This window comes from Nostoc sp. LEGE 12454, from assembly GCF_056620565.1.
This window is the reverse complement of the sequence record NZ_JBWQXL010000025.1, coordinates 25,967-39,930: the sequence shown is the minus strand read 5'-3', so window position 1 is coordinate 39,930 and position 13,964 is coordinate 25,967. Positions and strand designations below refer to the sequence as shown.

Sequence of the window (13,964 nt, the reverse complement as noted above, 5' to 3'; positions counted from 1 at the left end):
AAGAAATAAAATAATTTAAAAAAATAAATAATCGGATTTTTATTTCACCAGAGATATAAAATATGATTAACTGTTTTGAGGTACATTTCATCAGAAGTTTATAATTTTTACATTTGTATTATGTCAGTATTACAAATATCAACTACGTTTGATATAGAAAACTATCAAGGGATATTTTATATCTATTATTATTGATATTCCTAATGATGATTTATTGACAGAATACTAGTAACGACGACCGGATTTTTGCTCGTGGAGGCAATGACAATATCTCTGCTAATCTTGGAAATAATCTAATTGATGGTGGAGAGAGAACAATAACAAGTTGACTGCTAATAACTGCCAATGACACAAGCTCAGTCGGCGCGATCGCAGCAGTTGCTTTAACTCTCTCGATCTGAGCAATGCATTGTCTCATCATGAATATTTAATTTTTGCATTTTGATGATATTATCTTAAAAAATTAAGGAGAAAAGCTTATGGGAGTTCCAATCGATCGATTATTTAAGTTATCTGTAAAATATTTTTCAGCGATCGCAGTCATAATAACGGTTCTCCCATTACCAGTTAAAGCCGCTACATTTTTAGTAACTGAGCGCGCTGGTTTAGGAGCCAATGATGAAGTTAATTGGGAAAGTTTAGGTAAAGTCTTTAATCCCTCTGCCCCTAATTTTTCGGCTTTTTTACCTAACTCTTTTTCAGCGACATCGCAACGTGGTTTAGGCTTGGATATTAATATAACTCCAACTAATAAGCCTCAAATTACTCCACCATTTGTTTTTCAAACTTTACCTCCACCTGGCATTCGGAGTAACTTCGGTCTAGGCGATTTTATTCTCTTCGGAGGTATAGATCCAACAGGTTTTATCCCTCTTCCTCCCGGTACTCCAGATCCTGGAACTCAGGGGAACGGCGGGCCTTTTTCGATTAGTTTTGCCCAGCCGGTTTTTGGCGCTGGAACTCAGATAGCTGTAGACACTAGTAAATTGAAAATTGAAAATTCGATCGCCGCTTTTGATAACGCTAATAACCTATTAGGTACTTTCTCAGTTCCAAATATTTCGTCCTTAGCATTAGATAATTCGGCAGTATTTTTGGGGATTCGTAGTGATACTCCAAACATCTCACGGCTTGTTTTTAGCAGTTCTGCTCCACAATACGGCTTGGCTATTAATCAGGTAAGCATTCTTGCAGTTCCCGAACCAACTTATACTTTAGCGATATTAGCTTTTGGTGTTTCAGGTGCTATTTTGAAACGACGCAAACATACTTAACACTCCCACGGCATCGAAAGAGTTTTCATTTAATATAATAAGTCAGAGATTTTGGACATGCTCCAACTTATGTAAGTACATAACGTAAGTTCCAGATAATTCTTGTCTTTAACCAAATTCAACTCAATGTTATACAAAGAATTAGAAAGCATCATAGACGCTAAGATACAAAAAGCCATAAGAAAGCACGAAATTATAGTTGCTTTAATTAGTAGTATTATTGGCTTGATTTTTATCATGGGTTTGTTCCATGCTATTTCGCTCAACCACAATGAAATTCAAACATTTTGCTTGTACTGATTACTATTTGTAATCAATAGCTATTTACAATCAAACATTCTCTGATGTCCTTACAACTAATCCAATTCACACATCTTTTTTATAAAATGGAATTGCCTAGATGGAGAATAAAAATAATCGCAGGGCTATATTCGTCTTATTTTTGACTGTATTTATAGACTTGCTCGGCTTCGGAATTATTCTGCCGATACTGCCTTTATATGCCGAACAATTTGGTGCAAAACCTAATGAAGCGACTCTACTTGTAGCTATTTATTCTTTAATGCAGTTCTTATTTGCACCATTATGGGGCAAATTTAGCGATCGCTACGGTCGCCGTCCGATTTTATTACTGACTTTATTCGGTTCGGTAATTGCCTACGCAGGCTTAGGTTTTGCCAACTCCTTATGGATTTTGTTTATTGCTCGTAGTCTAGCCGGGATTATGTCAGGGAATATTGCCACTGCTCAAGCGTACATAGCAGATATTACCACGCCAAGTAATCGAGCTCGTGGCATGGGTGTAATCGGCGCAGCTTTTGGTCTTGGGTTTATTCTCGGCCCAGCGATTGGAGGTCTTCTAATCGGATCAGATCCGAATAACGCTAACTTTCATCTACCGTCGTTGTTTGCAGCCGGATTATCTTTATTAGCATTTCTTTGTGCTTTGATATTACTTCCAGAATCTCTAAATTCTGAGACTAAAGCCAAAATCCAACTTCATCGCCACCGTCAGCAATCCCTAAACTTGCTACAGTTGTCACAGCGATCGCAGTTTTGTGTACTTGTTGGCATTTACTTTTTAGTCACCTTTGCTGTTGCAGCTATGGACTCTACATTGGCTTTATGGTCTAAGCAGCAATTAAATTGGGGCCCTCAACAAGCTAGTTATCTTTTTGCCTTCATGGGGGTTGTCAGCACAATCATTCAAGGAGGACTAATCGGATTTCTCAGGAAACAATTAGGTGAAATCAAGTTACTTATCTTGGGAATATTAGGATTAGGTTTAGGATTACTATTAATTGGATTCTCGCAAAGCTTAATTTTATTATTAGTCGCCGCCACACTTGTGGCATGGGGAATTAGTGTCAGCCAACCAATATTGAACAGCTTGATTTCCCAGATGACAGCCCCAGAAGAACAAGGACAAATATTAGGAATTGCCAGTTCTTGCTCTGCATTGGCACGCATCGCTGGGCCAACATGGGCAGGGGTAAGTTTTATGAAATTTGGAAGTTCTGCTCCTTTTTTGAGTGGAACTTTAGTAATGCTAGTAGCTTTGACTCTTAGTTTGCGAGTAACTAAAAGCGCATCTGAACCAAAAACAGAACGTGTCGCCTAAAAATCTAGGTCTTAATTTAAGAATTACGAATTACGAATTAATATGACAGGTCGCCGAGCATTATTTTTAGGCATCTTTGTAAGCATCCTCCTCACCTACGCAATTTGGATCGGTGGGAGCATTCCTGCAAGCATTATCAAACTTCCCGACCAAGGATTAAACTGGTACTACTGGAAGCTTCCCCAACCAACCTTTTGGAGTCGAGTAACGGCTTGGGGTATGTACTTTGGGCATCAGTTTAGCATCTGGGCGTGTATCTTGTGGGCGCAGCGATCGCAGTTGAAATACAAATCGGCGTTGCATCCGATAAATTACCTCATGCTTGCCATTAATGCTGCATTCATTGCTTTACACTTTCTCCAAACATATATTTGGTACGATGCTCTAGCTCAAGATACTTCAATTTGGGCTTCTCAAGGTGCAGTTGTCCTCTTACTAGTCTTCGTACTGATTTTAGAAACGCCTCGACGCGGTTTGTTTTTTGGCAATTCTGTTCCCTTCCATCAACAGTTTTTGCAACTTATCAAACTGTACCACGGCTATTTTTTCTCCTTTGCCGCTATCTACACCTTCTGGTATCACCCAATGGAAGCGACTTTGGGGCACTTGATTGGTTTTCTCTATATGTTCTTGCTTTTACTCCAATCTTCCTTGATTTTTAACCGCACCCATGTAAACCGTTGGTGGACATTTACTTTGGAGGCTTCTGTGCTTTTACATAGTGTAATCGTGTCATTAATACTAGGACAAAGCAAGTGGCCCACATTTCTCTTTGGTTTTTTTGGCATTCTGGTACTTACTCAGCTTCACGGTTTACCTGTGGGTATCTGGACTAAACGTACTATCTACGGAGCCTTTTTAGTGAGTGTCCTGGCCGTTTATGCACTGACTGAACGCGGCTTGGGCAGAATTTACGAAGTAACCTATATTCCTCTGATTGAGTTTGGATTAGTTGGTGCAATTTACTTAATCTTCCTACTCATCTTATGGACAATTTCTCGTTTACCAGTCAAGACGTAAGTAATATGATTAGGACTTACGCACACTCTACGATTCTTGGCTTCTTGGCGTCTTCTCTACAAGACGCTACGCGTTCGCTCTTGGCGTCTCGTAGAGAAGGCGGTTCGATAAATTAAGCTTTTTGGCAATTTTTGCGTAAGTCCTAATGATGTCCGGGCAATTAAGCATAATACCCCCAAACCCACCCCGCCAAAGCTGCGCTTTAGCTCATAATTCCTCTTTTCTCTGTGTTCTCTGCGCCTCTGTGGTTCATTGAAGGAGGCAGAAGGCAGGGAGCTTTCTAGCAAGGGGGATAATAAATTCAAATTTGGACAAAGGGTACGAACCGACGCTCTAGTTTTGGTAAGCAGCATGAAGTTAGACAACTGCTAAATTATTCAAGCTGCCTTTATAGCCACTAATCTCAATCACAGCATCCGTGAGGGCAGAGAATCCATTGGTGTTATCGTTGAGTGCCAGAAAAGTCTGTCCCTTATTGCCTGTACCAAGGGTAAAAGTTGCCGCACCTTTAGCTACAAAAGCAGTTGCAGTCAATATCTGTTGTACATCGAAAAGATTTAGACTCGCAACAGTGCCAAGTTGAACTAAATTAGCAGCGCTAACTGCATATAGCCCATCAATTTTATCTTGAGAAATATTTAAGTCAGTTATTTTATCAAAGCTAGATAGCAGCGAATCACTCAGACTGTTAAACACAAATTTATCAGCGCCACAACCGCCTGTGAGGATATCACGCCCAGCGCCACCATTGAGGATGTCATTACCATTACCACCAACTAGTTTGTCATTTCCGGCTAATCCAAAGAGTTGATCGTTGCCGTTTTTGCCAGAAATTTGATCGTTACCAGCCCCACCACTGAGTTGATCTGCACCCTTACTACCGTTTAAAGTAATCTTTGGCACATTTCCGTCTGCGGTGGTTTTGCTGATTAATTGACCATTGGTATCATACAGATAAGTGGCAACTGCATCAGTAATGCCATCACTGTTGTTGTCAATATCTGCGGAAATTAGTTTGCTATTGCGATCGTAGTTGAAAGTGGTAATCTCATCAGGGATGCCATCATTATTTTTGTCACCTACCTGTGCAGTCTGTTTACCGTTAGCGTCGTAACTATAAGCGGTAACTTCATCAAATATGCCATCATCATTATTGTCAATTTTTTGTGATGTCAGGTTGCCGTTAAAATCGTAGCTGTAGATGCCAACCGCATCAATTACACCATCATTGTTGAAGTCATAGCTGGCGGATGCGCGTTCATAAGTAGAGGTTTCGTCATAATCAACTTTGCCGTCGCCGTAGCCAAAGTATGTCTTGTTGCCCTTGGCATCATAAGTAGAGATTTCCACATACTCCGGTATGCCGTCTGCTTGGTAGTCACGGCTAAAGTATGTCTGGTTGCCCTTGGCATCATAAGTAGAGGTTTGGACATAATCAACTTTGCCGTCTCCTTGGTAGTCTGCCTTCAAGGATGTAAACTTGCCATTGGCATCATAAGTATAGGTTTCGACATAATCAACTTTGCCGTCTCCGTTGTCGTCACGGCTCTGGGATGTCTGGTTGCCCTTGGCATCATAAGTAGAGGTTTCGACTCTATCAAGTTTGCCGTCCCTGTTGTTGTAATAGCTTATGGATGTCCGGTTGCCCTTGGCATCATAAGTAGAGGTTTGGACATAATCCAGTATGCCGTCTCCGTTGTCGTCACGGCTCTGGGATGTCTGGTTGCCCTTGATATCATAAGTAAAGGTTTCGACATAATCCAGTCTGCCGTCGCTGTTGTTGTTACGGGTTTCAGATGTCCTGTTGCCCTTGGCATCATAAGTATAGCTGTAGACATAATCCGGTATGCCGTCGCCGTTGTTGTCATCGCTAGTAGATGTCAACTTGCCCTTGGCATCATAAGTAGAGGTTTTGACATAATCCGGTATGCCGTCGGCCTTTTCGTCATAGCTCACTGATGTCTGGTTGCCCTTGGCATCATAAGTAAAGGTTTCAACAGAATCAACTTTGCCGTCGCCGTTTCTGTCATAGCTCACTGATGTCCGGTTGCCCTTGGCATCATAAGTATAGGTTTCGACATAATTCGGTATGCCGTCGCCGTTGCTGTCAGAGCTCACTGATGTCTGGTTGCCCTTGGCATCATAAGTAGAGGTGGAGACAGAATCAACTTTGCCGTCGCCGTTGTCGTCACGGCTCTCGGATGTTCGGTTGCCCTTGGCATCATAAGTATAGCTGTAGACATAACCCAGTATGCCGGCATCGGCGTCTTTGACGTCACGGCTCTCCAATGTCAGGTTGCCCTTGGCATCATAAGTATAGCTGTAGACATTATCCGGTATGCCGTCGCCGTTGTAGTCATAGCTCACTGATGTCTGGTTGCCTTTGGCATCATAAGTATAGGTGGAGACATAATCAGTGCCGTTGACGTTGTTGCCATAGTTTGTGAATGTCCGATCGTAGCGGTAGGTAATAACTGAGTCTATTATCCCATCACCGTTGTTGTCTGTCCTCTCAGATATCACTTTGCCATCGATATCGTAAGTGTAAGTTGTGGTTGAGGTCATAAATTGGTCTTGTGTTCCTTATCTGTTTGATTCCAGTTGGGTACTGCTAAGTATTTTCTTTTAATCGCTATGTTCTGCAAAATCTTTTTATACTTATTATAAATTGTTAGATGTCTTTTTACTGCATCAGTTATGAGAATGACATAAGTTTTGAGTCAATCTTTTTAATTACATTAACGCCGTGTGCAACTTTCTCTCAAACCTAACCCCCAACCCCTTGCCTACTAGCCTTAGGGAGCAAGAATCAAAGCCTAAAATATTTACTGTCATTGTGAGCGATCGCAATGACATTGTGTAATTAATTCTGTCTGACTACTTATTTAGATGCGATCGCCCTATAACAAGATTCTTATTATGATACGGCGTTGCTGATTAGATGTATGAATCTTGGTGTAGAGACGTTGCAATGCCATGTCTCTACAAGGGTTTTGAAATCACGCAAAATCATTTTTATACCTGAATGCAGCAACGCCTATGATACAATATCAACTCTAAATTAACATTAAAAAATTCACAATTTTACTCACCAATACTAAGAATTTTTTGCTGTTGATAACGCAGTTTAAACTGCTGTTGCTGAATTTTATGATCCACAATTGGGTCAGGATAGCCAACAGCATGACGTTCTAAAGGTGGAATTTTCCCAGTAACTAAATATTCTGTATCTACAGACCGCAATTCTGATACCCATTGCCGAATATATTCCCCTTCTGGATCGAATTTTTGTGTTTGACTGGCTGGGTTGAAAATTCGTACAGGTTTGGGGTCCATGCCGCTAGAAGCACTCCATTGCCAACCGCCATTATTGGCAGATAAATCACCATCAATCAGGTGCTGCATAAAGTATTTTTCTCCCAATTGGGGATTAATTAGCAAGTCTTTAGTGAGGAAACTGGCGACAATCATTCGACAACGGTTGTGCATCCAGCCACTTTCATTCATCTGGCGCATTGCTGCATCCACAATAGGGTAGCCAGTTCTCCCCTCACACCAAGCTTGGAAGTGTTCTTCGTTAGTTTGCCAAGGAAAATTCTTGAAGGTGTCGCGGAAAGCACCATCAGCTAATTCCGGGAAGTTATACATTGCGTGTTGATAAAACTCCCGCCAAGCTAATTCCTGTTGCCATGTGCGGATATTAACTGCTGTTTCCTCACTGCGGCTATTTTCCAGTGCTTCTATCGTGGCTTGCCAAACGGTGCGAATGCCAATTACGCCAAATTTTAAAGCTGCACTCAGTTGTGATGTACCGTCCACTGCGGGGAAATTTCGCTGTTCTTGATATTCAGTAATCGCTTTATTAGTAAATTCTTCTAATCGTTCTTGTGCCGCCGCTTCTCCTGGCGAAATAATTAATTGTTCATCCCAAATAAATCCTAAATCTTTTGCTGAAGGTAGTGCGTTCGTCGAAGACGTTGGCGAAGCTATCGCTCCTGCAAGTTTGGCAATTTCCTGTTCGGCTTCCGTTAATCCCTCAACATTTTGCAGTGTTTCTACTGGTTGAGCCTTCGGTTTGGCAATCCAATTTTTCCAGAAGGGTGTGTAAACCGTGTAAGGACTGTTACTACCCGTGCGTAACTCCTCTGGGGAGTTGAGGATTTGATCCCAGTTTTGGTTAAGAAACTCAATACCTTTTTCTTTGAGGGTATTTATAATGGTGCGATCGCGTTCTTGTGAATAAGGTTCTACATCCCAATTCCAAAAAACAGCTTTGGCATTTATTGCTTCGGCTAAGGCTGGTATCGTTTGTACGGGATCGGCGTGGAGGATTAACAACTGGCTACCAACTTGAGCATATCGCTCTTGGAGTTTCTGCAAACAGCCAATCATATAAGTTACTCTCACAGGAGCAACATCATCCCGTTCCAGAAGATTCGGATCGAGGCAAAACACGCCCACCACCTTCGGACTCCGCCGTTTTGCCGCAGCCAGTCCCGTATTATCAGAAATGCGTAAATCGCGCCGATGCCAAAACAGAATTAAGTCAGACATTCCATGCTGGATATAGTTCACCCGTACTAGCTTAGATGCTAGTGGTACCAATAAGCATCATTCTGGCGATAAATTTATTCTCTTAATGGGTATTGGCCATAGGAAAAGGCAGAGGGGAAAGACTTACTGCTACTTCTACTTCTCCTCTGCTCCCCTGCTCCTCTGCTCCCCTGCTCCTCTGCTCCCCTGCTCCCCCATTCCCCGGTTTCTCAATCGGGAATAGTGGCTTGTCATCTCAAAATTGAGTATACTCTTCTTAACAGTTAATTAGTCTTTTTGTCATGGCTAACCTACTACTTGATGACGGTACGATTGAGAGCGATTTAGACGAAATAGCTCGCGAACTTGCGCCTCTTGGCATTCAACTCAAACACTACGACCCAGGAACATCGCTACTCTTCCCTAATCTGTTAGACCAGGACGTTTTAACTGAGACCGAGAAACGTTATTGCGTAGAACTCCATAACAGCGTTTTTGAATTTCTTCAGCAAGAAAATGGCGCTTTATGGTGTGACTTACTAAATGTGCATCCAGGTTCGTTCAATCTTCACCACCTAATTGCAACCTACGGCCGTTACCATACTCATCCTGCGCCTGAACCCGTCTATGTATTGGCAGGAGAAATGATCTATGGCTTTGTGCGACCTGATGGCAGCCAGGTACAGCTTTTAGTTCAGGCACAAGACTATCTCTACATCCCCCCTGGCGTTGAGCATTGGTGCGGTCCAACTGCATTGTTGAATTTCAAAGGGATACGCTATTTTGCGATGCCTGCGGCGGGCTGCGCCAACGCAGAAGGCTGGGTTCCCAATTATACAGGGACTCAAGTGAGTGATTCGCTCCAAAAGCCGCGTTAAAGCTTATTTATACACGTCCTTTGGGCGACCTCACAAAATGGCGTTGCTCTCCCCTAAGCCTTGTGAAATACGCTGTTTTTGAGTATATCCTGTAGTCTTTAAAGCAACAGTCTCAATTCGACTGTAAAGGAACTGGGGCAAAAGCCGAAGGAAATAGGCAGCTCCCAGGGTCAAAAGTGTACGGCGTGGTTCTTTAGAGAGAATATGCCAGTTGGTTGCTAAGGCTCGATTCACTAACTTCACAGCCATTGTACCATCTTGCAGTCTGACTGCTCTACGCGCTAAGTACCGCAACTGGTAAGCTCTAGCTAGTGTTTCCCATTGATTGACTATTTCTGGAGCATAGCAACGTGTCTTTTCAATCACCTTTTCCCAAGAATCTAACTGCTTGAGCATATTTGCTGAAAGCCCGCCTGAATTCACGCGATACAAAGTCAGGGCTTCAGAAATGCCCTCTATTTGCCAATCAGTCTGAATGGAAATGCGAATCCAACATTCGATATCCTCTGATTGGCGAAAGTGTTCATCAAAATAAAAATCTTCTATACTACCGTGTAGATTATCTTGGAATTTAATAGCATTAAAAACTTCCTTACGAATCACTGGAGCCGAGCCATTTCCAATTGGATTACGGCAAAGTATGTGAGGAACGGTAATTTCTTTAAGCTTAGGGATTTGATAGAGTCCTAAAGGTTCTCCCACATCATTTATAAGAGTAGAGCAGCTGAAGCTTATCCCTACCTTTGGTGAACTGTCTAGATGAACAAGATGTTTTTCCAACTTTTCTGGTAACCACAGGTCATCTGCATCTAAAAAAGCTAAATATTCACCTTGGGCATTGCGAATACCAGTATTTCTAGCTCCAGCTAGTCCACGATTTGCTTGGTGAATGATTTTAATCCTTGGGTCTGTAAATTGGTTACAAATATCTATACTATTATCAGGAGAAGCATCATCAATAATAAGAATCTCAAAATTTTTATAGGTTTGCTCAAGAACTGATTGGACTGTAGCAGCTATATATTTCTCGGCTTTGTAAACCGGAATAATGATAGAAATTTTCTTCATTGTTGACTATTCCCATTCATTTAATTTAATTAATATCTAATTAAATTTACTATGCATTATGCAAGAAATCTAATTATGCTTTATGCATAGAAAGTTCTTAATCATTTATAGAAAATTTCTTAATTATTTCTAGATATCTTCTTGAAGAATACGACGTTTTTGGTTAGCCCCTATTATATTATTTGAAACCAGAGCTTCAAATTTATTGTAAACATTTTGAGGTAAGAGTAAAAGTAAATAGGCTGCTACCAGTGTCAAAAGTGTACTTCTTGGATTTTCAAGAAGAATATGCCAGTTAGTTATTAAGGCTCGATTAATTAATTTTACAGCCATTGAACCTTCTCGTAGTCTTACAGCATTACGAGCTAAATACTGCAACTGGTAAGCTCTAGCTAGTGTTTCCCCTTGAGTAAATATTTCTGGAGCGTAGGAGCGTGTCTTTTCAAGTTGCTTTTCCCAAAAATCTAACTGCTTAAGCATATTTGCTGAAAGCCCTTTTGAATTAACCCGATACAAGGTCAAGGGTTCTGGAATGCCCTCTATTTGCCAATTGCTTTTAATGGAAATACGAATCCAAAATTCGTTGTCTTCTGATTGGAGTAAGCGTTCATCAAAATAACAATCTTCATTAGTACCGTAAAGATTATCTTGGAATTTAATCGCTTCCAAAACTTCTCTACGCATTACCGCAGCCGAGCCATTACCAACCGGATTGCAACTGAGTAAATAGGATGGCGTGATTTCTTTAAGCTTGGGCATCTGATACGTACCTAAAGCTTGTCCAGCTTCATCAATAAAAGCAGAACGACTAAAGCTAACACCGACTGCTGGTGAATTTTCTAAGTGAGCAATTTGTTTGTCTAACTTTTCTGGCAACCAAAGGTCATCTCCATCCAAAAAAGCTAAATATTCTCCTTGAGCATGGCGAATACCAGTATTCCTAGCTCCAGATACTCCTCGATTTGCCTGGCGAATAATTTTAATTCTGGGGTCGGTAAATTGTTGACAGATATTTATACTCCTGTCCAAAGAAGCATCATCGATAATTAGAAGCTCGAAATTTGTATAGGTTTGCTCAAGAACGGATTGTACAGTAGCAGCTATATATTTCTCGACACCATAAACCGGAATAATTACAGAAACTTTTTTCATTTTCCAGACCGACTTTAGTTTTAGTTTGCTCTCAGGTTTTACTGGTAGTACAATAATCTTTGATATGGCAATGGGAATACTATCTGATGGATACGATCGCACCTTCTAGTGATAGCATCTAAAAAAGTGAGATATTTATCCACCTGGCTATCCGTCTAGTTAGAGGACGAATCCCACCTCCTAACTTTTCACAGGATAATGTAAGATATTCCTTCTAGTATTCGTTACTGAAAACAAATACTGTATTTAATAATACAATTTAGACTACGTGTGGATAGTCTGATTGAAATTCTTAGCAAGCGATCGCTCCACCATTATCCAGAATAAGACTGAGTAACTATCCCATTGAGTTACCAAGTGGCAAGTACTACAACTTACCTCAACCAATTCTTTTTTCATGAATATTTAATTTTTGAACATGAGTAACGCGAACTTTACTAATAATCTGGAGCAAGTATGCAGAAATATTTTCTACAAGGATTTTTTTCAACAACAATTTAATAATTAGCTTTTGAGTTTCCTTTTCCAAGAGAATTTTTGGATATAATTGAATTGCCTTCCCCAATTTTTTACTTGCTCTTTCAACTCCTTCATCACCTGTAATTCTTGTTAAGCAGAGCCTACAAGAATATCGGTAAACATAAGCTAAACTATGATTTTTCAAGATTTGAATTTCTAGCGATCCTGATTGAAAAGTTCGCTCCAATACTTGCAACTGACAGTCTTCCATAAATTCAATTTTAGATGACATTGAATGTGAAGATTGACGATAAAAAATCTGCGGTTTAGTAACTACAACAAACGGCCATTTGGCAGCTAAACGCAGCCAATAATCCCAATCTGCTGCTCCTGATACTAAAGGTTCAAACTCTCCTACAGATTCAATCGCTTGCTTACGGATTAAGGGATTTGAACCACTAGCAATAAAGTTCCAGGTTAATAAATTCGCCAAAACATTACCTTGGAAAAAGATAGGCCGATCCGTATGGCAATTTCCAGTTTGTTCATCCATAAAATAAGTCCAGCTATAAGCAACACCTGCCTCTGGATTTTTCTGCAAAGCTTCTAACTGAAGTTCTAGCTTATCGGCTGTCCATAAATCGTCAGCATCAAGAAAGGCTATAAAATCTCCCTTGGCATGAGAGATACCACGGTTACGAGCTACTGATAAACCCCCATTCTCATAGGAAAAAACTTTTAGACGACTATCTTTCAACTCATCCAGTAACGTAAGAGTTCCGTCTGTTGAACCATCATTGATAACAATTATCTCAAAATCAGAAAAAGTTTGCTGTTGTACTGAGACAATTGTATCGACAATTGTGCGCTCAGAATTATAAGCGGGAATAATGACAGATATAGTTGGCATATAATTTCAATAAGTTGTTAAATTCTACTAGCGAATTAGTATCAAAAGGTTGCTTTCTAATAACAGTTTCTATTGCAGCTTTGGAACCGCAACAGACCTAGCCAAAGAAAAAGGTCGAGTCAAGTACTTAGCAATTCGAGGAGAAAGGATTTGCATTACCAGCCATTTCATTAAATAACGCTGAGTTACTCTTTCTCGCAAAATTTGAGGATATAAAGAAACCGTCTTCCACAATTTACGACCAGCTTGGTTGACCTGTTCTCTATTAGTCCCATGAGCCAGTTCCATACCCGTTAAATATTGATAAATATTTGCTAGGCTTTGATTTTTCAGATTTTGTAACTCTGGCGGTGCTGCTTGAAAGCCTCTCTCCAAGACAATAAGCAAATATTTCTCCATCTTTTCAACTTTAGTTGACATAGATTTTGAAGAGTGACGATAAAGAATTTGAGGTTTGGGAACTACTGCAAAATCCCAGTGCTGTGCTACACGAAACCAATAATCCCAATCTTCTACAGAAGAAAGTGTTGGGTCGAATTCTCCAGCAGATTCAATTGCTTGTTTACGAATTAAAGGATTAGAACCATTGGAAATAAAGTTACTGAGTAATAATTTGTCATACACATTACCTTCATAGACTACATTATGACCGGGGTGAAAAATCTCTGCTGTTTCACTCATGTTCAGAGTCCAGCTATAAGCAAGTCCTGCCTCTGGATGTTTTTGCAATGCTGCTAGTTGTAGCTCTAATTTATCAGGTGTCCATAAGTCATCGGCATCGAGAAATGCCATAAACTCTCCAGTGGCATGAGAAATACCACGATTACGAGCTACTGATAGACCAGCATTGCTGTATGAAAAAATCTTAATACGAGAATCTTCAATAGTCTTCAATAGTTCTAAAGTCCGATCGGTTGAGCCATCATTAATAACAATTAGCTCAAAATCAGAAAAGGTTTGTTGAAGAACGGATTTTATTGTTTCTAAAATAGTGCGTTCAGCATTGTAAGCGGGAATAATAACGGATATAGTTGTCATAGAGCTTAACC

The 13,964-nt window shown here is 40.5% G+C and carries 12 protein-coding genes; 4 read left to right on the top strand and 8 right to left on the bottom strand.

All coding sequences use genetic code 11. The features are described from left to right. Positions 1 to 276 precede the first annotated feature (276 nt). A complete protein-coding gene (locus tag AC1F2U_RS22925; protein WP_335192617.1) occupies positions 277 to 405 on the bottom strand; it encodes a hypothetical protein in 129 nt (42 codons plus the stop codon). A 74-nt stretch (positions 406 to 479) separates the two neighbouring features. Between AC1F2U_RS22925 and AC1F2U_RS22920 the strand changes: the two genes are divergently transcribed. From AC1F2U_RS22920 to AC1F2U_RS22910, 3 genes are all read left to right on the top strand, one after another. Continuing rightward, complete coding sequence (locus AC1F2U_RS22920) at positions 480 to 1,274, top strand: hypothetical protein (protein ID WP_480263188.1); 795 nt, start codon at positions 480 to 482, stop codon at positions 1,272 to 1,274. A gap of 400 nt (positions 1,275 to 1,674) precedes the next feature. Then, positions 1,675 to 2,895 carry an MFS transporter gene (locus AC1F2U_RS22915; protein ID WP_480263187.1) on the top strand — a complete coding sequence of 407 codons (1,221 nt, stop codon included), beginning with the start codon at positions 1,675 to 1,677 and terminating at the stop codon, positions 2,893 to 2,895. Positions 2,896 to 2,937: 42 nt separating this feature from the next. Further along, positions 2,938 to 3,915 carry a hypothetical protein gene (locus tag AC1F2U_RS22910; RefSeq protein WP_480263186.1) on the top strand — a complete coding sequence of 326 codons (978 nt, stop codon included), beginning with the start codon at positions 2,938 to 2,940 and terminating at the stop codon, positions 3,913 to 3,915. Positions 3,916 to 4,272: 357 nt separating this feature from the next. Here the strand turns inward: AC1F2U_RS22910 and AC1F2U_RS22905 are convergent, their stop codons facing one another. Then, positions 4,273 to 6,480: a bluetail domain-containing putative surface protein gene (locus AC1F2U_RS22905; RefSeq protein ID WP_480263185.1), complete on the bottom strand. Its 2,208-nt coding sequence runs from the start codon at positions 6,478 to 6,480 to the stop codon at positions 4,273 to 4,275. A 519-nt stretch (positions 6,481 to 6,999) separates the two neighbouring features. Beyond that, positions 7,000 to 8,469 carry an FAD-binding domain-containing protein gene (locus AC1F2U_RS22900; RefSeq protein WP_480263184.1) on the bottom strand — a complete coding sequence of 490 codons (1,470 nt, stop codon included), beginning with the start codon at positions 8,467 to 8,469 and terminating at the stop codon, positions 7,000 to 7,002. Between the two features lie 281 nt (positions 8,470 to 8,750). On the opposite strand from AC1F2U_RS22900, the gene AC1F2U_RS22895 reads away from it, so the two are divergent. After that, positions 8,751 to 9,326 (top strand): cupin domain-containing protein, encoded by a 576-nt coding sequence (locus AC1F2U_RS22895; protein WP_480263183.1) that lies wholly within the window; start codon positions 8,751 to 8,753, stop codon positions 9,324 to 9,326. Positions 9,327 to 9,356: 30 nt separating this feature from the next. Here AC1F2U_RS22895 and AC1F2U_RS22890 read toward each other — a convergent pair whose 3' ends face one another. The 5 genes from AC1F2U_RS22890 to AC1F2U_RS22870 form a co-directional block, all read right to left on the bottom strand. Then, positions 9,357 to 10,394: a glycosyltransferase family 2 protein gene (locus AC1F2U_RS22890; RefSeq protein WP_480263182.1), complete on the bottom strand. Its 1,038-nt coding sequence runs from the start codon at positions 10,392 to 10,394 to the stop codon at positions 9,357 to 9,359. A gap of 129 nt (positions 10,395 to 10,523) precedes the next feature. Beyond that, a complete protein-coding gene (locus AC1F2U_RS22885) occupies positions 10,524 to 11,546 on the bottom strand; it encodes a glycosyltransferase family 2 protein (protein WP_480263181.1) in 1,023 nt (340 codons plus the stop codon). A 264-nt stretch (positions 11,547 to 11,810) separates the two neighbouring features. Continuing rightward, positions 11,811 to 11,945 carry a hypothetical protein gene (locus AC1F2U_RS22880; protein ID WP_480263180.1) on the bottom strand — a complete coding sequence of 45 codons (135 nt, stop codon included), beginning with the start codon at positions 11,943 to 11,945 and terminating at the stop codon, positions 11,811 to 11,813. Next, a complete protein-coding gene (locus tag AC1F2U_RS22875; RefSeq protein WP_480263179.1) occupies positions 11,926 to 12,915 on the bottom strand; it encodes a glycosyltransferase family 2 protein in 990 nt (329 codons plus the stop codon). The genes AC1F2U_RS22880 and AC1F2U_RS22875 overlap by 20 nt, the downstream gene beginning before the upstream one ends. 69 nt (positions 12,916 to 12,984) lie before the next feature. Further along, positions 12,985 to 13,953 carry a glycosyltransferase family 2 protein gene (locus tag AC1F2U_RS22870; RefSeq protein WP_480263177.1) on the bottom strand — a complete coding sequence of 323 codons (969 nt, stop codon included), beginning with the start codon at positions 13,951 to 13,953 and terminating at the stop codon, positions 12,985 to 12,987. Positions 13,954 to 13,964: the final 11 nt, after the last annotated feature.